This is a genomic window from Rhodobacter capsulatus, assembly GCF_003254295.1.
Taxonomy (GTDB): Bacteria; Pseudomonadota; Alphaproteobacteria; order Rhodobacterales; family Rhodobacteraceae; genus Rhodobacter; species Rhodobacter capsulatus.
The window spans coordinates 285,724-305,388 of record NZ_QKZO01000004.1; the positions used below are offsets into that span (position 1 = coordinate 285,724).

Annotated in this window: 21 protein-coding genes; 16 read left to right on the forward strand and 5 right to left on the reverse strand. The window is 67.8% G+C overall.

The annotated features are described in order from the left end of the window. The first annotated feature begins 34 nt into the window (after positions 1-34). From LY44_RS07830 to LY44_RS07850, 5 genes are read left to right on the forward strand one after another with little or no spacing between them, the layout of a single operon-like run. On the forward strand, positions 35-1,099 hold the full coding sequence (locus tag LY44_RS07830) for an ABC transporter permease (RefSeq protein WP_055213461.1): 1,065 nt from the start codon (positions 35-37) through the stop codon (positions 1,097-1,099). Then, the gene (gene nikC / locus LY44_RS07835; protein WP_055213460.1) at positions 1,099-2,004 is read left to right on the forward strand and encodes a nickel transporter permease; all 906 of its coding nucleotides are present in this window, start codon (positions 1,099-1,101) and stop codon (positions 2,002-2,004) included. The genes LY44_RS07830 and nikC overlap by 1 nt, the downstream gene beginning before the upstream one ends. After that, entirely contained in the window at positions 2,001-2,834 is an 834-nt protein-coding gene (locus LY44_RS07840; protein WP_055213458.1) for an ABC transporter ATP-binding protein, read from the forward strand. The genes nikC and LY44_RS07840 overlap by 4 nt, the downstream gene beginning before the upstream one ends. Further along, the gene (locus LY44_RS07845) at positions 2,827-3,606 is read left to right on the forward strand and encodes an ABC transporter ATP-binding protein (RefSeq protein WP_055213456.1); all 780 of its coding nucleotides are present in this window, start codon (positions 2,827-2,829) and stop codon (positions 3,604-3,606) included. Before LY44_RS07840 ends, LY44_RS07845 begins: the two co-directional genes overlap by 8 nt. Further along, on the forward strand, positions 3,603-4,661 hold the full coding sequence (locus LY44_RS07850; RefSeq protein ID WP_055213454.1) for a dipeptidase: 1,059 nt from the start codon (positions 3,603-3,605) through the stop codon (positions 4,659-4,661). The genes LY44_RS07845 and LY44_RS07850 overlap by 4 nt, the downstream gene beginning before the upstream one ends. A gap of 51 nt (positions 4,662-4,712) precedes the next feature. Here the strand turns inward: LY44_RS07850 and LY44_RS07855 are convergent, their stop codons facing one another. Beyond that, the gene (locus LY44_RS07855) at positions 4,713-6,344 is read right to left on the reverse strand and encodes a DEAD/DEAH box helicase (protein ID WP_055213452.1); all 1,632 of its coding nucleotides are present in this window, start codon (positions 6,342-6,344) and stop codon (positions 4,713-4,715) included. 121 nt (positions 6,345-6,465) lie between these two features. Then, complete coding sequence (locus LY44_RS07860) at positions 6,466-7,275, reverse strand: hypothetical protein (protein ID WP_055213450.1); 810 nt, start codon at positions 7,273-7,275, stop codon at positions 6,466-6,468. A 126-nt stretch (positions 7,276-7,401) separates the two neighbouring features. On the opposite strand from LY44_RS07860, the gene argS reads away from it, so the two are divergent. Genes argS through LY44_RS07890 form a run of 6 tightly spaced genes read left to right on the forward strand, consistent with a single transcriptional unit; the run spans position 7,402 to position 12,852 of the window. Further along, positions 7,402-9,147 carry an arginine--tRNA ligase gene (gene argS / locus LY44_RS07865; RefSeq protein WP_055213448.1) on the forward strand — a complete coding sequence of 582 codons (1,746 nt, stop codon included), beginning with the start codon at positions 7,402-7,404 and terminating at the stop codon, positions 9,145-9,147. A 54-nt stretch (positions 9,148-9,201) separates the two neighbouring features. Next, positions 9,202-10,215, forward strand: coding sequence for an SPOR domain-containing protein (locus tag LY44_RS07870; protein WP_055213447.1), 1,014 nt, complete (start codon positions 9,202-9,204; stop codon positions 10,213-10,215). Then, complete coding sequence (locus LY44_RS07875) at positions 10,191-11,207, forward strand: glycoside hydrolase family 3 N-terminal domain-containing protein (protein ID WP_055213445.1); 1,017 nt, start codon at positions 10,191-10,193, stop codon at positions 11,205-11,207. The genes LY44_RS07870 and LY44_RS07875 overlap by 25 nt, the downstream gene beginning before the upstream one ends. Further along, complete coding sequence (locus tag LY44_RS07880; protein WP_055213444.1) at positions 11,200-12,003, forward strand: segregation and condensation protein A; 804 nt, start codon at positions 11,200-11,202, stop codon at positions 12,001-12,003. The genes LY44_RS07875 and LY44_RS07880 overlap by 8 nt, the downstream gene beginning before the upstream one ends. Further along, positions 12,000-12,641: an SMC-Scp complex subunit ScpB gene (scpB, locus tag LY44_RS07885; RefSeq protein WP_055213442.1), complete on the forward strand. Its 642-nt coding sequence runs from the start codon at positions 12,000-12,002 to the stop codon at positions 12,639-12,641. Before LY44_RS07880 ends, scpB begins: the two co-directional genes overlap by 4 nt. A 1-nt stretch (position 12,642) precedes the next feature. Further along, positions 12,643-12,852 (forward strand): hypothetical protein, encoded by a 210-nt coding sequence (locus LY44_RS07890; RefSeq protein WP_055213440.1) that lies wholly within the window; start codon positions 12,643-12,645, stop codon positions 12,850-12,852. A gap of 5 nt (positions 12,853-12,857) precedes the next feature. Here LY44_RS07890 and LY44_RS07895 read toward each other — a convergent pair whose 3' ends face one another. After that, complete coding sequence (locus tag LY44_RS07895; protein ID WP_055213438.1) at positions 12,858-13,643, reverse strand: enoyl-CoA hydratase; 786 nt, start codon at positions 13,641-13,643, stop codon at positions 12,858-12,860. A gap of 54 nt (positions 13,644-13,697) precedes the next feature. Here LY44_RS07895 and LY44_RS07900 point away from each other — a divergent pair, with 54 nt between their 5' ends. Further along, positions 13,698-14,114 (forward strand): PaaI family thioesterase, encoded by a 417-nt coding sequence (locus LY44_RS07900; protein WP_055213436.1) that lies wholly within the window; start codon positions 13,698-13,700, stop codon positions 14,112-14,114. Here LY44_RS07900 and LY44_RS07905 read toward each other — a convergent pair. Continuing rightward, positions 14,093-15,580, reverse strand: coding sequence for an SLC13 family permease (locus LY44_RS07905; RefSeq protein WP_081024534.1), 1,488 nt, complete (start codon positions 15,578-15,580; stop codon positions 14,093-14,095). The two genes, LY44_RS07900 and LY44_RS07905, sit on opposite strands and share 22 nt — an antisense overlap. Before the next feature lie 239 nt (positions 15,581-15,819). On the opposite strand from LY44_RS07905, the gene rplM reads away from it, so the two are divergent. From rplM to LY44_RS18425, 3 genes are all read left to right on the forward strand, one after another. Further along, complete coding sequence (gene rplM / locus LY44_RS07910) at positions 15,820-16,284, forward strand: 50S ribosomal protein L13 (RefSeq protein ID WP_013066607.1); 465 nt, start codon at positions 15,820-15,822, stop codon at positions 16,282-16,284. A 2-nt stretch (positions 16,285-16,286) separates the two neighbouring features. Beyond that, positions 16,287-16,775, forward strand: a complete 489-nt coding sequence (gene rpsI / locus LY44_RS07915) for a 30S ribosomal protein S9 (protein ID WP_055213433.1) — start codon at positions 16,287-16,289, stop codon at positions 16,773-16,775. Between the two features lie 115 nt (positions 16,776-16,890). Further along, positions 16,891-17,964, forward strand: coding sequence for a calcium-binding protein (locus tag LY44_RS18425; protein ID WP_081024533.1), 1,074 nt, complete (start codon positions 16,891-16,893; stop codon positions 17,962-17,964). A gap of 57 nt (positions 17,965-18,021) precedes the next feature. On the opposite strand, the gene LY44_RS07925 is transcribed toward LY44_RS18425, so the two are convergent. Next, positions 18,022-18,651 (reverse strand): LysE/ArgO family amino acid transporter, encoded by a 630-nt coding sequence (locus LY44_RS07925; RefSeq protein ID WP_055213429.1) that lies wholly within the window; start codon positions 18,649-18,651, stop codon positions 18,022-18,024. Positions 18,652-18,722: 71 nt separating this feature from the next. On the opposite strand from LY44_RS07925, the gene LY44_RS07930 reads away from it, so the two are divergent. Beyond that, positions 18,723-19,646, forward strand: a complete 924-nt coding sequence (locus tag LY44_RS07930) for a LysR family transcriptional regulator ArgP (RefSeq protein WP_055213427.1) — start codon at positions 18,723-18,725, stop codon at positions 19,644-19,646. Positions 19,647-19,665: the final 19 nt, after the last annotated feature.

The window sequence follows — 19,665 nt, forward strand, 5'->3', positions numbered from 1 at the left end:
GCCCGGGGCCGATCCGGGCGGCGGGGCTTGCCCCATGACCACGACCGAACCTTCCCCCGCCCCGTCCTCCCGTCTGCCTGCGCTCGCGCGCCATGCGGCCGGGGGTCTTCTCACCCTTGCCATCACGCTTCTGGGCCTTTTGCTGGTCACCTTCGTCATCGGCCGCGTCGTGCCGATCGATCCGGTGCTCTCGATCGTCGGCGAACGCGCCACCGAGGCGCAGTATCAGGCCGTCCGCGAGGCGCTGGGCCTGGATCAACCGCTCTGGCAGCAGTTCTGGATCTATGTCCGCGACGCCGTGCAGGGCGATCTGGGCCAGTCGATCCGCACCCGCACCCCGGTGATCGAGGATGTCGCCCGCGTCTTCCCCGCCACGCTGGAACTGGCCACGCTGGGCACGCTGATCGGCGTCGCGCTGGGCGTGCCCGCGGGCGTTCTGGCCGCGACCCGGCCCGGCACGCTCTCCGATCAGATCGTGCGGCTTGTCGGCCTTGTCGGCTATTCGATGCCGGTCTTCTGGCTCGGCCTGATCGGCCTTCTGGTGTTTTACGGCCAGTTGGGCTGGGTCGGTGGCCCCGGGCGGCTGGATGCGACTTACGAGATGATGCTGGAATTCAGCATGACCCGCTACACCGGCGCCATCCTGATCGATTCTGCGCTGAACGGCGCCTGGGACATCTTTGCCAATGCGATTTCCCACATCCTGCTGCCTGCGGGAATTCTGGGGTATGTCTCCATGGCTTACATCAGCCGCATGACGCGCAGCTTCATGATGACCGAACTGAGCCAGGAATATGTCACCACCGCCCGCGTCAAGGGGATGCCGGAATGGCGGGTGATCTGGGTGCATGCGATGCGCAATGTCTCGGTGCCGCTGATCACCGTGATCGCGCTGTCTTACGCCTATCTGCTCGAAGGCTCGGTCCTGACGGAAACGATCTTCGCCTGGCCGGGCCTTGGCCTTTACATCACCGACGCGCTTTTCGCCGCCGACATGCCCGCCGTTCTGGGTGGCACCGTCGTCGTGGGCGTCGTCTTCGTCACGCTGAACATGGCTTCCGACATCCTCTACCGCATCGTTGATCCGAGGGCCCGCTGATGACCGCGCTGACCCTTTGGCTGACCGATCCGAACCCCAGCTCGCGCCGTCAGGCCCGGTTGGGCCAAGCCTGGCTTGCCTGGCTGCGGCTGCGCCGCAACCCGCTGGCGATGCTGGGTCTTTTCATCATCGCGGCGCTGTGCCTTCTGGCCGCCGCGGCGCCGGTCTTTGCGCCGCAGGACCCTTTCGCGCAAAACCTGGCCGAGCGGCTTTTGCCCCCCGGCACGCCCGGGCATTGGCTGGGCACCGATGATTTCGGCCGCGATATCTGGAGCCGGATCGTCCATGGCGCCCGCATCACGCTGTCCATCGTCGCCCTTGTCGCCGTCACCGCGCCGGTGATCGGGCTGTTGATCGGCACGGTCGCGGGCTATTTCGGCGGCTGGGTCGATACCGTGCTGATGCGGATCACCGATATCTTCCTGGCTTTCCCGCGGCTTATCCTGGCGCTGGCGCTGGTTGCCGTGCTGGGGCCGGGGGTGCAGAATGCCGTGCTGGCAATCGCGCTGACCGCCTGGCCGCCCTATGCGCGCGTCGCGCGGGCGGAAACCCTGACCGTGCGCAATTCCGATTACATCGCCGCGGTGCGGCTGCAGGGCGCGGGGGCGGGGCGGATCATCTGGGGCCATGTCGTGCCGATGTGCCTGCCTTCGGTGATCATCCGCGTCACGCTCGATATGGCCGGGGTGATCCTGATCGCGGCCGGTCTGGGCTTCCTTGGCCTTGGCGTGCAGCCGCCGCTGCCGGAATGGGGGCTGATGATTTCGTCTGGCCGCAAGTTCCTGTTCGAGCAATGGTGGGTTGCCACCATGCCCGGTCTGGCGATCTTTACCGTCTCGCTCGGCTTCAACCTTCTGGGGGATGGTCTGCGCGATGTCCTCGACCCGCGGAGTGCATCCCGATGAGCCTGTTGCAGATCGAAAACCTGCGCGTCACCTTTGCCACCGAGACCGGCCCGGTCGAGGCCGTGCGCGGTGTCAGCTTTTCGCTGGGCCGGGAACGGCTGGGGATCGTCGGCGAAAGCGGCTCGGGCAAGACCATCACCGGGCGCTCGGTCTTGCGGCTGATCCGGCCGCCAGGGCGGATCGAGGCGGATCGGATGACCTTCGACGGCATCGACCTGCTGAAAGTCTCGGAAAAACAGATGCGCGCCCTGCGCGGCCCGCGTCTGGCGATGGTGATGCAGGACCCGAAATATTCGCTCAATCCGGTGATGCGGATCGGCGCGCAACTGACCGAGGGGCTCTTGCGCCGCGACCGCATCAGCCGGGCCGAGGCGCGGCAGCGCGCCATCGCGGCGCTCGAAGCGGTGCAGATCCGCGACCCCGAGCGGGTGATGGAAGCCTGGCCGCATGAGCTTTCGGGCGGCATGGGGCAGCGGGTGATGATCGCGATGATGCTGATCCCCGAGCCCGACCTGCTGATCGCCGATGAGCCGACTTCGGCCTTGGACGTGACGGTGCAGGCCGAGGTGCTGTCGATTCTGGATGATCTGGTGAAAAGCCGCGGCATGGGGCTGATTTTCATCAGCCACGATCTGCGGCTGGTGGCGCGGTTTTGCGACCGGGTGCTGGTGATGTATCGCGGCCGCATCGTCGAGGAGCTGGCGGCCCACGATCTGATGGCGGCGAAACATCCCTATACGCAGGGGCTTTTGAACTGCCTGCCGCGGATCGGCGGCCCGCGGGCGCCGTTGCCGGGGCTCGACCGCACGGGGGACTGGGCGCATGTCTGATCTGATCGAAATCGAGGATCTCTCGGTCACCTTCCGCGCGCATGGCCGCACCGTCCGCGCGGTCCAAAGCGTCAGCCTGCGCGTGCCCGCGCAGGCAAGCTTCGGGCTGGTCGGCGAAAGTGGCTCGGGCAAATCGACCATCCTGCGCGCGATCTGCGGGCTGGCGCCGGTCTCGGGCGGCGCGATCCGCATTGGCGGGCAACCGCTGAGATCGCCGCGCGACAAGGCCTTTGCCGCCCGCGTGCAGATGGTGTTTCAGGATCCCTATGCCAGCCTGCATCCGCGCCACACCATCGACCACACGCTGTCGGAACCGCTGGCCATCCATGGCATCGGCGAGACCGATGCGCGGGTGGTGCGGGCGCTGACCGATGTCGGCCTGCCGACCTCGTTCCGCTTTCGCTATCCGCATCAGCTGTCGGGCGGGCAGCGCCAGCGCGTCGCCATCGCCCGCGCGCTGATGCTGGAACCGGAAATCCTGCTGCTGGACGAACCCACCTCGGCGCTCGATGCCTCGGTGCAGGCCGAGGTTCTGAACCTGCTCAACCGGCTGCGGACGGAACGCGGGCTGACCTTCCTGATGGTCAGCCACGATCTCGCCGTGATCGACCACATGTGCGACCGCGTTCTGGTGATGCAGAACGGCCGCGCGGTCGAGGAACTGGCGCGCGACGACCTGGCCCAGGCCCGGATGAAGACTGCTTACGCGCAAAGCCTGTTCGCGGCCTCCGCGGACCGGATGCTGGACCCCGCCGGAAAGGAAACCCGATGATCCCGGTCTTTGACGGCCACAACGATCTGTTGTTGCGGCTTCTGGAAGCGCCTGAAAAGCGACGCGAAATCTGGCTGACGGGCGAGGGCCGGGGGCAGCTCGATCTGCCGCGTATGCGCGCGGGCGGCTTTGCGGGCGGCTTTTTCGCGATCTATCTGCCGTCCCCGGTCGCGCATGATGACGCCGATCTGATGGCGCAGATGGCCGATCCGCCCTATCGTCTGCCGCTGCCCGCGCTGATGGACGCCGCCGAGGCCGCCGATCCGGCGCTGCGCGCCGCAAGCCTGATGCTGTGGATGGGGCGCGCGTCGGGGGGCGCCTTCCGCATCTGCCGCGCCGCGGGCGAGATCCGCGCCGCGATGGCCGAAGGCGTCATCGCCGGCATCCTGCATATGGAGGGCGCCGAGGCGATCGACGCCGATCTGGACGCGCTTTACGCCTTTCACGCGCTCGGGCTGCGCTCGCTTGGGCCCGTCTGGTCGCGCCCGACGATCTTTGGCCATGGCGTTCCCTTTGCCTTCCCCTCCAGCCCCGACACCGGGCCGGGCCTGACCGCGGCGGGCAAGCGGTTGGTCAGGGAATGCAACCGGCTCAAGATCATGATCGACCTCAGCCACTTGAACGAAAAGGGCTTTGACGATGTGGCGGCGCTGTCGGATGCGCCGCTCGTCGCCACCCATTCGAACGCCCATGCGTTGTGTCCGTCTTCGCGCAATCTGACGGACCGGCAATTGAACATCATCCGCGAAAGCCGCGGCATGGTCGGGCTGAACTATGCCGTCAGCTTCCTGACGCCCGATGGCCGCAAGGACTCCGGCTGCGGCTGGGAGCCGATGCTGCGCCATCTGGATCATCTGATCGCGCGTCTGGGCGAGGATCACGTGGGGCTGGGCTCGGATTTCGATGGCGCGGAAATTCCCGAAGTGCTGGGCGATGTCGCGGGGCTGCCGGGCTTCATCCAGGCGATGCGCGATCATGGCTGGGGGGAGCCGCTGATCCGCAAGATCGCGCATGAAAACTGGCTCGGCGTTCTGGAACGCACCTTCGGCGCCTGAGCCAAAAGAAAAGCCCCGGGACACCGGGGCTTTGCGTTTCTTCGCGGCGGATCAGCCTTCCGAGGTTTCGCTGACCGGGGTTTCCACCTCGGCCTCGGGGGCCTCGTCGCTGTCCTTGTCCTCGATCACCGGCTTCGTGGTGCGGAACGAGCGCAGCAGGAAATCCGGCACGTGATCGCCCATGCCGACGACGGCAGGCCCGCCATCGCGGCCACGACGGCTGTCACGATAGGGTTCCGACCGGCGGTCTTCGCGGGGACCATCGGGGCGGATCGGATCGGGGCGATGGCTCTCCGACCGCGGGCTGTCGTTGCGGCGCGGCTCGGAGCGCCGCCCCTCGGAGCGTTTCGCCTCGGGCACGTCGACGATCAGCGAGCTGTCTTCCTCGACGGCGACGATCACCGGGGCGCGGTCTTCGCGCGGCGGACGTTTTTCATCCCGACCCCGACCCGAGCGCGTGCGCGAGGACCGCGCGCCCGATTTCGGCCCCTTGTCGTCGTCGTATTTGCGCGGCTCGCGATGCGCCGCATCCGACAGCGAAAAGCCCTCGGGCGGATCGGCGCGCGGGATCGCCATCTTCACCAGCGCTTCGATCGCGGTCAGATATTTGTCATCGGCGGGCGTCGCGATCGAGAAGGCGGCCCCCAGACGCCCGGCGCGGCCGGTGCGGTGGACGTAATCCTCGGCATGGCTGGGCAGATCGTAGTTGAAGACATGGCTGACGGCCGGAATGTCAAGGCCGCGCGCGGCGACATCCGAAGCGATCAGAAGTTGCAGCGTGCCATCGCGGAACGCGTCGAGCGTTTTCGTGCGCAGGCTCTGGTCCAGATCGCCATGGATCGGCGCGGCGTTGAAGCCGTGCGTTTTCAGCGACTTCGCCACGATGTCCACATCCGTCTTGCGGTTGCAGAAGATGATGGCGTTGGTGCAGGCCTCGCCCTCGGACTTGATGATCGCGCGCAGCAGTTCGCGTTTCGCCTTGGCCGACTGGTCGCGGCGCGGCGGCGTGATCTGGATCAGCTTTTGCGTGATCGTTTCCGAGGCCGTCGCCTGACGCGCCACCTCGATGCGGGCGGGCGCATGCAGGAAGGTGTTGGTGATGCGCTCGATTTCCGGCGCCATCGTGGCGGAAAAGAACAGGGTCTGCCGGGTGAAGGGGGTCAGCTGGAAGATCCGCTCGATATCCGGGATGAAGCCCATGTCGAGCATCCGGTCGGCTTCATCGACCACCATGATCTGCACGCCGGTGAGCAGAAGCTTGCCGCGCTCGAAATGGTCGAGCAGGCGGCCCGGCGTCGCAATCAGCACGTCGACGCCGCGGTCGATCAGCTTGTCCTGTTCGCCAAAGCTGACGCCGCCGATCAAGAGCGCCTTGGTCAGCTTGGTGTATTTCGCGTAGGTGTCGAAATTCTCGGCCACCTGCGCCGCCAGTTCCCGCGTCGGACAGAGCACGAGCGAGCGCGGCATCCGCGCCCGGGCGCGGCCCGAGGACAGCATGGTGACCATCGGCAGGGTGAAGGAGGCGGTCTTGCCGGTGCCGGTCTGGGCGATGCCGAGCACGTCGCGGCCTTCGAGCGCGGGGGGAATGGCGCCCGCCTGGATCGGGGTGGGCGTTTCATAGCCCGAATCCGCGATGGCACGCAAAACGGCAGGGTCAAGGTTGAGATCGATAAACTTCGTCATGGGCGTCCTGTGGCCCGTGGGGAAGCCCCGCGCGCGGGGTGGGGGGACGCGTTGAAACCGGGCGTCCCGTCTGCCCGCCGGATTGCGGGTGAGGTCGCGTTAGCGGAAAAATCGCGATCCGTCAATCTGAACGGGGTGCGACGCGCTTTCCCATCTTGCGCAAACGGATCAAAAGCCCCCGGTTCGAGATCTCGAAATCGGAGATCAGCGCCTCGGCCAGCTGCCCCATCGGCCCGGCATCGTGGCTTTGCCGCCAGATCCGCGCCAGCAGATTGCGCGGCAGATCGCCGCCGCGCAGGTCATAGGCCGAAAGCCCCATCATCAGCGGCCCCCGGTGCGGGCGGCGGTTCGGGAACGGCTCCCAGGCGGCAAGGCCGGAAAAGCGCCGCTCGGTTTCGTAAAGCTTCACCAGCCCGAACATCAGCGCCATCTGCGCGCCAAGGCTGCGCTCGGCCTCGGTCCGGCCGTGATCGGCAAAGCATTGCGCCGCCGACACCCGCCAGCGCGTCGGCATGTCCCGCGCCAGGCGCGCGCCGTGTTCGTCCCAGATCCGGAAATAGAGGCGCCGCGCCGCCTCGGGCACCGCGGCGCGGCGCAAGACCATGACAAGCTGCGCATGCAGGAATTCAAGCTCGGTCGTGGCCGGGTCTTCGGCCGCCATCTTGCGCGCAAGATTGCGCGCGCGGGCGGAGAAATCGGTAAAAGTTTCCGGTTCCACCGCGCCGGGCGGGGGAATCAGCGGCCTGTCGCAGAGCGCGTTCAGGTCCAGATCGGCGGGCGGCAGGTCGCCGGGCGCAAGCTCGAAGGGCTGCTCGCGCGCCACGAGCCGTTCCCAGGCCATGCCCAGACCCAGACCAAGGCCGCTTTCGCCCGCGTCGAATTCGCCCCGCGCCGCCCGTGTCGGGCGGTGCCTGTCTTCGGGTTCGGTCATGGCTGGTCCCCTTCGGACAGCATTGAACCGGCTTCGAAAGCCAAGTGCAAGCGCCGAGGCGGGGCAAGAGTTGACGGCAGGGCGCCGCTCTGGCAGGGGTGAGGCAACGAAGGAAGCGATCAGATCATGAACCTCTTTGCTGATGTGCGCGCGGTCGTGCTTGCCGCGCTGGATGCGATGGTGGCCGAAGGCGCGCTGCCCGCGGGCCTTGACGCCCAGGCCGTGGCGGTCGAGCCGCCGCGCGATGCCGCCCATGGCGACATGGCGACGAATGCCGCGATGGTGCTGGCGAAACCCGCCGGAACCAATCCGCGCGCGCTGGCCGAGGGGCTGGTGACGAAGCTGGCTGCCGATGCGCGGATCGCATCGGCCGAAGTCGCGGGGCCGGGCTTCATCAATCTGCGGCTGGCGCCCGGGCTTTGGGCCGATGTCGTGCGCGCGGCGCTGCAATCGGGCGCCGATTTCGGCCGCTCGGATCTGGGCCGCGGCATCAAGGTCAATGTCGAATATGTCTCGGCGAACCCGACCGGGCCGATGCATGTGGGCCATACCCGCGGCGCGGTTTTCGGCGATGCGCTGGCCTCGCTGCTCGATTTCGCGGGCTACGATGTGACGCGCGAATATTACATCAACGACGGCGGCGCGCAGGTCGATGTGCTGGCGCGCTCGGCCTATGAGCGCTACCGCGAGGCGAACGGGCTCGAGCCCGAGATCCGCGAGGGGCTTTACCCCGGCGATTACCTGATCCCGGTGGGCGAAGCGCTGAAGGAAAAATACGGCGCCAGCCTGATCGACAAGCCCGAAAGCGACTGGCTGGCCGAGGTGCGGGGGTTCGCGACCGAGGCGATGATGGCGATGATCCGCGAGGATCTGGCGCTTTTGGGCGTGAAGATGGATGTCTTCTACTCCGAAAAGTCGCTTTACGGCACCGGCCGGATCGAGGCGGCGCTGCAACGGCTGCAGGATCTGGGCCTGATCTACGAAGGCGTGCTGGAGCCGCCGAAGGGGAAACTCCCCGAGGATTGGGAGGAACGCGAACAGACGCTGTTCCGCTCGACCAGCTATGGCGATGACGTCGACCGGCCGGTGAAGAAATCGGACGGCGCCTGGACCTATTTCGCCCCCGACATCGCCTATCACTGGACGAAGATCGAGCGCGGCTTCGATCAGTTGATCGACGTTTTCGGCGCCGATCATGGCGGCTATGTCAAGCGGATGAAGGCGGCGGTGGCGGCGCTTTCGGAAAACCGGGTGCCCTTGGACATCAAGCTCATCCAGCTGGTGAAGCTGTTCAAGAATGGCGAGCCCTTCAAGATGAGCAAGCGTGCGGGCACCTTTGTCACCCTGCGCGACGTGGTCGAGCAGGCGGGGGCGGGGGTGACGCGCTTTCACATGCTGACGCGCAAGAATGATGCGCCCTTGGATTTCGACTTCGACAAGGTGCTGGAGCAATCCAAGGACAACCCGGTCTTTTATGTGCAATATGCCCATGCCCGGGTCGCCTCGGTGCTGCGCAAGGCGGTTGATCTGGGCATCGACGTCACCGATGCCGCGCTGGCCGCCGCCGATCTGGACCGCAACACCCACGAGGCCGAACGCGCGCTGGCCAAGAAGATCGCCGAATGGCCGCGTCAGGTCGAAATCGCCGCCCGCGCGAACGAGCCGCATCGCATCGCCTTCTTCCTTTATGAGATCGCCTCGGACCTGCATGCTTTGTGGAATCGCGGCAATGACGAGCCCGCGCTGCGGTTCCTTCAGGAAGGCGATCTGGCCGCCTCGTCGGCGAAAATCGCCCTTGCCCGGGCCTCGGCCGTTGTGATTTCGGCCGGTCTTGGTATTCTTGGCGTCACCCCGGCCGAAGAGATGCGCTAAGGCACCACCGGGGGGCAGGGCCGGACCGGCCCGAAAACCGGAGATGGGGCGAGCATGACCGATCCCGACACCCGCAATGGCGGGGGTTTTGGCAGGCAGGGCGGGGGCGACTATGGCCCCGGCCTTGACATGCCTGCGCCCCAGTCCGCGCGCTGGGTGCAGTTGGCGGGGGCGGCCGTTTCCGGCGCGCTGATTTTGGGCGTGATCGTCTGGGGCTATCGGCTCGCCGTGCGCGACGTGTCGGGCGTACCGGTGATCCGCGCGCTTGAGGGTCCGGCGCGGATGGCGCCTTCGGACCCGGGCGGCGATCTGGCGGCCCATGTCGGGCTGGCGGTGAACGAGGTGGCGGGCTCGGGCCTGGCCGCGCCGGGGCCAAGCCGCGTCGTGCTGGCCCCGCCGCCCACGGGTCTTTCGCCCGATGATGCGCCGATGTCCGAACTCAAGCCGCTGCCGCAGGTGGATCGCCCCGCCGACGCGGAGGATCTGGCGATGGAAGGCCCGCCGGTGCCGGTGCCCGACAGCGCCTTGCCGCCGAAACCCGCGCTGGCCGCGCCCGTTGCCGATCCGGCCGCGGAGCTGCCGACCGATCCCGAGCCGCCCGCAGAAACGGCCCTCACCGAAACCGCGCCCGCCGAAACGGCCGTCGAACCGCCGCCTGCCGAGCCGGTCATTCCCGCCGACGTGCCCGGCGTGGTGAAATCGCCCCGCCCGCTGGCCCGGCCCGATCTTGACATCGAGGCCGAAGCTGCCGCGCAGGCGGTGGCGGCGGCGCTGGCGGGCCCCGAAACGGTCGAGCTCAAGGCGGCCGATCTGCCCTCGGGCACGCGGGTCGTGCAACTGGGCGCCTTTGACAGCCCCGAGGAGGCCCGGGCCGAATGGGGCCGGATCTCGGGCCGGTTCGAGGCGCTGATGGCGGGCAAGAAACGCATCGTGCAAGAGGCCGCCTCGGGCGGGCGCAGCTTCTGGCGGCTGCGCGTCTCTGGCTTCAAGGGGGTCGAGGAAGCGCGCCAGTTCTGCGCCGCGCTGGTGGCCGAGGGGGCGAATTGCATTCCGACCGTGATCAAGTAACCCCCTGTGGCGCCACGATTCTGGGCGTCGAGGGGACGGTGCTGGGCGCCGATGAAGCCGCGTTTTTGCGCGAGGCTGACCCCTGGGGGCTGATCCTGTTTGCCCGCAACGTCGCGGATCCGGCGCAGCTTTGCCGCCTGACGTCTGATCTGCGCGCGGCCCTGGGCCGCGAGGCGCCGATCTTCGTCGATCAGGAGGGCGGGCGGGTGCAACGGCTGCGGCCGCCCCATTGGCGCGACTGGGCGCCGCCGCTCGAGGATGCGCTGCTGCGCGGTCCGCGGGGCATGTGGCTGCGCGCCCGGCTGCAGGCGGCCGAGCTGCGCGCGGTCGGCATCGACGGCAATTGCGCGCCGACCTGTGACATTGCGGGCGGGCAGACGCATCCGTTTTTGCGCAACCGCTGCCTTGGCGAAACCGTTGATGCGGTGGTGAAAAGCGCCCGCGCGACGGCCGATGGCCTGCTGGCGGGCGGGGTGTTGCCGGTGCTCAAGCACATGCCGGGGCACGGCCGGGCCGAGGCTGACAGCCACAAGGATCTGCCCGTGGTCAGTGCCGCGGCCGAGGATCTGCGGGCCCAAGATTTCGCCCCCTTCGCGGCGCTTTCCGATCTGCCGCTCGGCATGACCGCGCATATCCGCTTCACCGCCTTTGACAACGCGCCTGCCACGCAAAGCGCGAAGATGATCGATCTGATCCGCCACGAGATCGGTTTTGCCGGGCTTTTGATGACCGATGACATCGGGATGCAGGCGCTTTCGGGCAGCTTTGCCGACCGCGCCGCGGCCTCGCTGGCCGCCGGCTGTGACGTGATCCTGCATTGCAACGGCAGCCGCGCCGAATTGGCCGAGACCGTGGCGGCGGCGGGGCGGCTTTCGCCCGCGGCCAGCCTGCGCGCCGCGGCGGCGCTGCGCTTCCGCCATGCCCCCGGCGCGGTTGATCTGGCGGCGCTGGCGGCGGAATTTGACGCCGTCGGTGGCGGGTCGGATGGCTGAGGAAACGGCAAGCCTTTTTGAAAGCACGAGTGTCAGCGAACGGCTTGCGGCCGAGGCGCTGATTGTCGATGTCGACGGCTTCGAGGGGCCGCTTGACCTGTTGTTGACGCTCTCGCGCACGCAAAAGGTCGATCTGCGGCGCATTTCGGTTCTGGCGCTGGCCGAGCAATATCTGAAATTCGTCAACGAGGCCAAGGCGCTGCGCATTGAACTGGCGGCCGATTATCTGGTGATGGCGGCCTGGCTGGCGTTTCTCAAATCACGTCTGCTGCTGCCGCCCGAACCGGGCGAGGATGGCCCCTCGGCGGAAGACCTTGCCGCGCATCTGGCCTTCCAGCTGGAACGGCTTTCGGCGATGCGCGAGGCGGCGGCAACCTTGATGGCGCGCGATCAGCTGGGGCGCAACTTCTTTGCCCGCGGCTACAGCGAGACGGTCGAGCGGGTGCGCAAGGTGACCTATTCCGCGACGCTGCTGGAGCTGATGCAGGCCTATGCGCGGATTCGCACCCGCGACGAATTCCGCCCCTATGCCTTTGATCGCAAGAACATCTTCACCATGGAAGAGGCGCTGGAACGGATGCGACCCCTGATCGGCTATGCAGGCAGCTGGACCGATCTGACCGATTATCTGCCCGAGGGCTGGGGGGCGGACCCGAAGCGGCGCCGCTCTGCCACCGCGGCGACCTTTGCGGCCTCGCTCGAACTGGCGAAACAGGGCCAGATCGAGATCCACCAGACCGAAACCTTCGCGCCGATCACCATTCGCGCCCGAACCACGCCGCGGACCAGCACATGAGCGACAGCCGTTACGATCCGAACGAAAAATCGCTCTTCGACGCGCCGCCGCTCGCTGAGCAGGAGCGGATGATCGAGGCGATCCTGTTCGCCGCGGCCGAGCCGGTGAGCCTGCGCGAGATGCAGGACCGGATGCCGCATGGCTGTGATGCCGCCGAGGCGCTGGCCTATCTGCGCCGCCGCTACGAGGGGCGCGGCGTGCATCTGGTGAAGATCGGTGACGCATGGGCCTTTCGCACCGCGCCCGATCTGGGCTTTCTGATGCAGAAGGAAACGGTGGAGCTGCGCAAACTGTCCCGCGCCGCGATCGAGACCTTGGCGATCATCGCCTATCACCAGCCGGTGACGCGGGCGGAAATCGAGGAAATCCGGGGCGTTGCGGTTTCTCGCGGCACCATCGACCAGCTTCTGGAGCTGGAATGGATCCGGCTTGGGCGGCGGCGGATGACGCCCGGCCGTCCGGTGACCTTCATCGTGACCGAGACGTTCCTCGATCATTTCGGCCTTGAATCGGCGCGCGATCTGCCGGGGATCAAGGAGCTTCGCGCGGCGGGCTTGCTCGACAACCGGCCGATGCCGGGGGCCGAGGACGAGGAGGCCGACATGGTGGGCCAAAGCGAGCTTTTCGAGGAGGAGTGAGATGGACCCGATGAAGCTGTTGCAGATGGTCTGGAGCATGATCCTGCGCCGTCTGCTGCGGGTGGGCGTGACGAAGGGGATCGAGCTGGCTGCGGGCAAGGGCAAGCCCGCCGCGCAGATGACCAAGGCCGAGCGCAAGGCGGCGAAATCGGCGCGTCAGGCGGCAAAGCGCGCGCGCCAGGCGGCGGCGATCACCCGGCGGATGCGCTGAGGCGGTTACGCCCAATCCGGTTTGCGCTTGTCGAGAAACGCTTGCACCCCCTCGGCGGTGTCGCGGTAAAGCATGTTTTCCACCATCACCGCCCCGGCATGTTCATAGGCTGCGGCCGTCTCCATCTCGATCTGCTCGTAAAACGCCCGCTTGCCGATCCTGACCGCCGCGCCCAGTTTCGCAGCTATGGTCTCGGCCAGCGCTGTCGTTGCCGCCTCGAGATCGCCATGGGCCACGACGCGGTTGACCAGCCCGACCTCGCGCGCGCGGGCGGCGTCGATGAAGTCCCCCGTCGTCAGCATCTCGAAGGCGACCTTGCGCGGCACGACACGGCTCAGCGCCACCATCGGCGTCGAGCAGAAAAGCCCGATGTTCACCCCGTTGACGCCAAAGCGCGTGCCCTCGGCCGCGACGGCCAGATCGCAGCTGGCGACAAGCTGGCAGCCCGCGGCGGTGGCGATGCCGTGGACTTCGGCGATCACCGGTTGCGGCAGGGCGGGGATCCTCTGCATCACCGCGGCGCAGCGCGCGAAAAGATCGGCGAAATACGCCCGCCCGCCATCCGCTGCCGCCCGCCCCGCCTGCATTTCGCGCAGGTCATGGCCCGCGCAAAAGGCCTTGCCCGCGCCCTTCAGCACCACGACTTTCACGCTCGCATCCCCGGCCAGCGCGGCCAGCCGCGCCGCAAGCGCCGCCAGCATCGCATCCGAGAGCGCATTCAGCGTCCCCGGGCTGTTCAACGTCAGATGCGCGATGACGCCACGTTTTTCGATCTCGACAAGCTCGTTCATTGCAATTCCTCCCCGTGACCGGAAGCTTAGGCGCAGGAGAGGCCGGGAGGGAAGATGGAACTGAAGATGGACGTGGCGGCGCTGAACGCCTTTTTGCGCCGCGAGTTTGCGCAGGTCGCCGATATGTTCGAGGTGATCGAAGCGGGGGCGGAAACGGTGATCCGGCTGCGCGTCGATCAAAGCCACCTGCGCCCGGGCGGCACGGTCTCGGGGCCGAGCATGTTCGCGCTGGCCGATGTGGGGATCTATCTGGCGATCCTGAGCCGCATCGGCCCGGTGGCGCTGTCGGTGACGACGAGCGCGACGATCGACTTTCTGCGCAAGCCGCTGGCCGGGATCGATCTTTTGGCGCGGGTGCGGGTGCTGAAACTGGGGCGCAGCCTGGCGGTGGGCGATTGCCTGATCTTTTCCGAAGGCGAGGCGGAGCCGGTGGCGCGGGCCTCGATGACCTATTCGGTCCCGCCGCGCTGAGGCGGCGCAAGGTCGAAGACCACCGGCGCCAGCAGCATCACCGCGGCAAAGATCACCACGACGGCGATCAGGTCCATCCGCGCCCCCGCCCGGGCCATGTCGGCAAGCCGCAACCCCTTCCAGGAAAAGGCGATCGCATTGGGCGGCGTGGCGGTGGGCAGGGTGAAGGCCATCGAGGCGCCAACCGCCACCGGCAGCATCAGCCACGGCACGGCCAGGCCAAGCCCCGTCGCCACCGCCGCCGTCACCGGCAGGAAAGTCGCGGCGGCGGCGGTGTTCGAGGTCAGCTCGCTCAGAAACACGATCCCCGCCGCGACGATCAGCACCAGAAGCCACAGCGGCAGCGCCGCCAGACCGCGCGCAAGCCCCCCCACCGCCGCCGCCAGACCCGAGCTTTCGAACCCCGCCGCCAGCGCCAGCCCGCCGCCGAAAAGCAGCAGGATGCCCCAGGGCAGGGCGGGGGCGACGCTCCAGTCCAGCACGAAGCCGCGGCCCCGCCCGAGCGGGCAGGCAAAAAGCACCAGCGCCGCGGTGATCGCAATGCCGCTGTCCGAGATCGGCAGGCCGAGCGGCGCGCGCAGCACCCAGGCCAGCGCGGTCAGCACGAAGACCGCGGCCACGATCGCCTCGGCCCGGCCGAGCGGGCCAAGCGCCCGGGCCTCGGTGGCGATCAGCGCCCGCGCCGCGCTCAGATCCAGCCCGCCAAGGTCGAACATCCAGCGGGTCAGCAGCAAAAGCATGATCGGCAGCATCACCGCCACCACCGGCACGCCAAACAGCATCCATTGAAAGAAGCCGATCTCGATCCCGTGGCTTTCGGCCAGAATGCTGGCCAAAAGCGCATTCGGCGGCGTGCCGATCAGCGTGCCCACGCCGCCGATCGAGGCGGACCAGGCGATGCCCAGCATCAGCGCCACGCCGAAGGCCCGTGCCCGTTCCCTGTCGGCGTGGGTCTCGACGAAGATCACGACCGAGGTGGCGACGGTGACCATCATCATCGCCGCCGCGGTGTTCGAGATCCACATCGACAAAAAGGCGGTGGCCAGCGCGAAGCCCGAGATCAGGCTGCGCGCGGACTGCCCGGCACGGGCCACGATGAAGAGCGCGATGCGCCGGTGCAGCCCGTGGCGCTCCATCGCGGCGGCCAGAAGGAAGCCGCCAAGGAACAGGAAAATCAACGGATTGCCGTAATGCGCGCTCACCGAGGCGATGGGCAGGATGCCCAGAACCGGCATCAGCGCGACGGGCAGGAGCGCGGTGGCGGCCAGCGGCACCGCCTCGCTCAGCCACCAGATCACCATCCACAGCGTCAGCCCCCCCAGACGCCAGGCCTCGGGCGAGAGCTCCGCAGGCGCGGGCAGGGCCAGCACCGGCACGAGGCAGAGCGGCCCGGCCAGAAGCCCGATGCGCCGTCCCGCCGACAGCGGCTTGCCCGGTGTCGATCCGCTCGCCTGCTCGTCCGTCATGCCATCCCCGTCTTCTGGTTGCCGCGCCTCAGCCTAGCATGGGGCGGCGTCGCCGGGGGCGCGACCGATCGCGCGGCCGGGACCGGCCCGTTTTCGCGCCTTGCGTGGGGTATTTAAATACCTATTTTGCAAGGCACTGATTATAAACGAAATAAATCGCGTCAACGTGCTTGATTTGTGTCTGGAAAGCGCGGATAAGCCCGCATCAAGTTTCCCAACCCTTCAAAGGGCGATCGACAATGAAAACCTATACCGCGAAACCGGCGGAGATCGAGAAGAAGTGGATCCTGATCGACGCCGAAGGCGTCGTTCTGGGCCGCCTCGCCACGATCGTTGCCATGCGCCTGCGTGGCAAGCACAAGCCGACCTTCACCCCCCACATGGACATGGGTGACAACGTCATCATCATCAACGCCGACAAGGTGCAGATGACCGGTGCCAAGCGCGAAGACAAGCGCTACTACTGGCACACGAACCACCCGGGCGGGATCAAGTTCCGCACCGCGCGTCAGGTTCTGGAAGGCGCGCATCCCGAGCGCGTGGTGATCAAGGCCGTCGAACGCATGATCTCGCGCAACCGTCTGGGCCGCGCGCAGATGTCGAACCTGCGCGTCTATGCCGGGGCCGCCCATCCGCATGAAGCCCAACAGCCCGAAGTTCTGGACGTCAAGGTCCTGAACAAGAAGAACACCCGGAGCGCCTGATCATGTCCGATATCAAATCCCTCGACGATCTGAAGTCGGCCGTTTCGGGCACCCCGGCGGCGGCCGTGGCCGCTGCGGTGGAGCGCACCCCGGTGCGTGACGCGCTGGGCCGTGCCTATGCGACGGGCAAGCGCAAGAACGCCGTGGCGCGGGTCTGGATCAAGCCCGGCACCGGCAAGATCACCGTGAACGGCAAGGAAATGCCGGTCTATTTCGCGCGTCCGGTGCTGCAGCTGATCGTCAACCAGCCGTTCGGCGTCGCGGGCGTCGAAGGCCAGTATGACGTGATGGCGACGGTCGTCGGCGGCGGTCTTTCGGGGCAGGCCGGTGCGGTCAAGCACGGCATCTCGAAAGCCCTGCAACTGCACGAGCCGTCGCTGCGCGCCGCGCTGAAAGCCGCGGGCTTCCTGACCCGCGATAGCCGCGTTGTCGAACGGAAGAAATACGGCAAGGCCAAGGCCCGTCGGTCGTTCCAGTTCTCGAAACGCTGATCGTTTCGAAACACTCCGTTTTCAGGCGGCCCCGATCCGGGGCCGCCTTTTCGTTTCCGCCCCCTGCCGCCCCGTGCTACACAGTTAACGTTTTTTAAACATATCCGGGGTGGTCATGCGTAATTCCTTTCTTTTGCCGATGCAGCTTGCGGGGGCCGAAGCCTTTGACGCGCGGATGGACGCGATCAAGGCGGCGGCGCAATCGGTCCTTGCGGCGGCCGTGGCTCCGACATGGGGCAGCGCCGCGGCGGACCGGATCATCGGGACCAAGCTGGGTGACCACATCTATGGCCGGGGCGGGGCGGATTCGATCTTTGCGGGCGCGGGCAATGATCTGCTGCGCGGCGGCGACGGCGATGACCTGTTGTCTGGCGACACCGGGGCGGATGTGCTTTGGGGGGATCTCGGGGCCGACACTCTGGCGGGCGGCACCGGCAACGACATGTTGCATGGCGGCTGCGGCGCCGATCGGCTGTTCGGCGATTTCGGCAATGACACGCTGGATGGCGGGGCGCAGGCGGATCAGTTGACGGGGGGCGAAGGCCATGACGTGCTGCTGGGCGGCGAGGGCGACGATCTTCTGCTCGGAGGAAATGGCGCCGACAGCCTGACCGGGGGGGCGGGCAACGACCGGGCCCGGGGCGGCGAGGGCAACGACCTGCTGAGCGATGACGGCACCGATGCGGATGCCGACCGGATCTGCGGCGATGCCGGGAACGATACGCTCGTGGGCGGCAATGGCGCGGATTCGCTTTACGGCGGCAGCGGCAACGACGTGATCCGCGATACCTGGGTGCGCGATGCCTCGGGGCTTCTGGTGGCCGATGATGCGGCGCGGATCGATGCCGGGGAGGGCGATGACACGATCTTCGCCTCGGGCGCGGATACGATCACCACCGGCGCGGGGGCGGATGTGATCGTGATCGGGGCGGCGGGCGACACGGCGCTCGCCACCAGCGCGGCGGTGACGGTGACCGATTTCCTTGTCGGGACCGATTCCTTTCAGTTCGACCTGTCGGATGGCGGCGTTGACGATGCGCTGAGCCTGTCGGTGCGCCATGCGGGGAGGAATACGATCATCGTCGTCACCGATGCCGAGGGCGCCAGCCATGATGCGGTGACGCTGATCGGCGTGACCGCCGCGCTGGATCAGCTGGTGGATGCCTATCTGCTTTACGATCTGATCTGAGCCGCCGCGGCCGGAGGGCGCCCGTCCCGCAAGGGGCGGGTTTGCTTTTTCGCCCGCTCAGGTGGTCATGGCCCAGACCTGGCGCAAAAGCCCCGCCGCCAGCGTCAGCATCATCGCACCGATCAGCAGATCCAGCACCCGCCAGGCCAGCGGCCGCGCGAAGAGCGGCGCCAGAAACCGGGCGCCGAAGCCCAGCGAGACGAACCAGACCGCGCTGGCCAGCCCCGCGCCAAGGACAAAGGGCAGATGCGCCGCCGCGGGCTGCGCCGCGCCGACCGAGCCCACCAGCAGCACCGTATCCAGATAGACATGCGGGTTCAACAGCGTGAACCCCGCCACCCGCGCCAGCGCCCCCGCGCGCGTCAGCGCCGCGCCGCCGGGTCCGGCCTCCAGCCGCTCGGGCCGCAGCGCGCGACGCAGGGCCGAGACCCCGTACCAGCCCAGAAACCCCGCCCCGCCCAGCGACAGCACCGTGACCAGCCGCGGCGCCGTGCCCAGCACCGCGCCCAAGCCCGCCACCCCGGCGGCGATCAGCGCCAGATCGCAAGCGGCGCAAAAGCCGACGACAAGCGCCACATGTTCGCGCCGCAGCCCCTGCCGCAGAACAAAGGCATTCTGCGCGCCGATCGCGACGATGAGGCCAAGGGAGAGGGCGAAGCCGGTGAGGAGGGGGGCAATCTGGGTCATCGGACTTCCTTGCCCGGGCCTGCGGGTGTAGTCAAATTCAGGATGCTAAAGCTGATGAAGGGGAGCTTAACATGCTCGATTATCCCTTGCTGGCGGCGCTGGCCGCGGTGATCCGCGAAGGCGGGTTTGACCGGGCGGCTGCGGTGCTGGGCGTCACGCCCTCGGCGGTGTCGCAGCGCATCCGCGCGCTCGAGGACCGGGTGGGGGCGGCGCTGGTGGTGCGCAGCCAGCCGCCGGTGCCGACCGAGACGGGGGCGCGGCTTTGCGCCCATGTCGAGCGGGTGCGGCTGCTGGAGGGGGAGCTGGCGGCCGATCTTCCGGGGCTGGCGGGGCAGGGGCCACCCGCGCTGCCCGTGGCGGTGAATGCGGATTCGCTGGGCAGCTGGTTTCTGCCCGCCGCGGCGCGGTTTTCCGAAGCGACGGGGGCGCTTTTGCATCTGCTCTTGGATGACGAGGAGCACACCGCGGCAAGGCTGCGCTCGGGCGAGGTGCTGGCGGCGGTGACGGCGGACCCGGCGGCGGTGCCCGGTTGCCGGACCCGGCCGCTCGGCGCGCTGCGCTATGTCGCCTGCGCCAGCCCCGCCTTCATGGCGCGGCATTTCCCGCAAGGTGTCACGGCCGCGGCGCTGGCCCGGGCGCCGGTGCTGCAATTCGACCGCAAGGACGGGCTGCAGGCGCGCTGGCTGCGCCGTCATCTGGACCTGCCGCTGGCGGCGCCGACGCATCAGCTGCCCTCGACGCAGGGGTTTCTGGACGCCTGCCTGCTGGGGCTGGGCTGGGCGCTCAACCCTTTGCCTCTGGCCGCGGCACCGCTGGCGGAAGGGCGGCTGGTCGAGCTTTTGCCCGGCGCGGCGCTGGAGGTGCCGTTGCACTGGCAGCATGTGCGGCTGGGAGCACGGCTGCTGGAGGCGTTGACGCGCGAGGTTGCGGCCGAGGCCCGCCGTTGCCTGATCCCGCCCGACGCTGGAATCGCTGGTCTTGCGGGGAAAGGCTGATATACTCCCCCAGAGTATA

Bases quoted from the DNA above. Each gene is read 5' to 3' on its own strand.
- LY44_RS07830 (WP_055213461.1), top strand. From the start codon at position 35: ATGACCACGACCGAACCTTCCCCCGCCCCGTCCTCCCGTCTGCCTGCG.
- nikC (WP_055213460.1), top strand. From the start codon at position 1,099: ATGACCGCGCTGACCCTTTGGCTGACCGATCCGAACCCCAGCTCGCGC.
- LY44_RS07840 (WP_055213458.1), top strand. From the start codon at position 2,001: ATGAGCCTGTTGCAGATCGAAAACCTGCGCGTCACCTTTGCCACCGAG.
- LY44_RS07845 (WP_055213456.1), top strand. From the start codon at position 2,827: ATGTCTGATCTGATCGAAATCGAGGATCTCTCGGTCACCTTCCGCGCG.
- LY44_RS07850 (WP_055213454.1), top strand. From the start codon at position 3,603: ATGATCCCGGTCTTTGACGGCCACAACGATCTGTTGTTGCGGCTTCTG.
- LY44_RS07855 (WP_055213452.1), bottom strand. From the start codon at position 6,344: ATGACGAAGTTTATCGATCTCAACCTTGACCCTGCCGTTTTGCGTGCC.
- LY44_RS07860 (WP_055213450.1), bottom strand. From the start codon at position 7,275: ATGACCGAACCCGAAGACAGGCACCGCCCGACACGGGCGGCGCGGGGC.
- argS (WP_055213448.1), top strand. From the start codon at position 7,402: ATGAACCTCTTTGCTGATGTGCGCGCGGTCGTGCTTGCCGCGCTGGAT.
- LY44_RS07870 (WP_055213447.1), top strand. From the start codon at position 9,202: ATGACCGATCCCGACACCCGCAATGGCGGGGGTTTTGGCAGGCAGGGC.
- LY44_RS07880 (WP_055213444.1), top strand. From the start codon at position 11,200: ATGGCTGAGGAAACGGCAAGCCTTTTTGAAAGCACGAGTGTCAGCGAA.
- scpB (WP_055213442.1), top strand. From the start codon at position 12,000: ATGAGCGACAGCCGTTACGATCCGAACGAAAAATCGCTCTTCGACGCG.
- LY44_RS07890 (WP_055213440.1), top strand. From the start codon at position 12,643: ATGGACCCGATGAAGCTGTTGCAGATGGTCTGGAGCATGATCCTGCGC.
- LY44_RS07895 (WP_055213438.1), bottom strand. From the start codon at position 13,643: ATGAACGAGCTTGTCGAGATCGAAAAACGTGGCGTCATCGCGCATCTG.
- LY44_RS07900 (WP_055213436.1), top strand. From the start codon at position 13,698: ATGGAACTGAAGATGGACGTGGCGGCGCTGAACGCCTTTTTGCGCCGC.
- LY44_RS07905 (WP_081024534.1), bottom strand. From the start codon at position 15,580: ATGACGGACGAGCAGGCGAGCGGATCGACACCGGGCAAGCCGCTGTCG.
- rplM (WP_013066607.1), top strand. From the start codon at position 15,820: ATGAAAACCTATACCGCGAAACCGGCGGAGATCGAGAAGAAGTGGATC.
- rpsI (WP_055213433.1), top strand. From the start codon at position 16,287: ATGTCCGATATCAAATCCCTCGACGATCTGAAGTCGGCCGTTTCGGGC.
- LY44_RS18425 (WP_081024533.1), top strand. From the start codon at position 16,891: ATGCGTAATTCCTTTCTTTTGCCGATGCAGCTTGCGGGGGCCGAAGCC.
- LY44_RS07925 (WP_055213429.1), bottom strand. From the start codon at position 18,651: ATGACCCAGATTGCCCCCCTCCTCACCGGCTTCGCCCTCTCCCTTGGC.
- LY44_RS07930 (WP_055213427.1), top strand. From the start codon at position 18,723: ATGCTCGATTATCCCTTGCTGGCGGCGCTGGCCGCGGTGATCCGCGAA.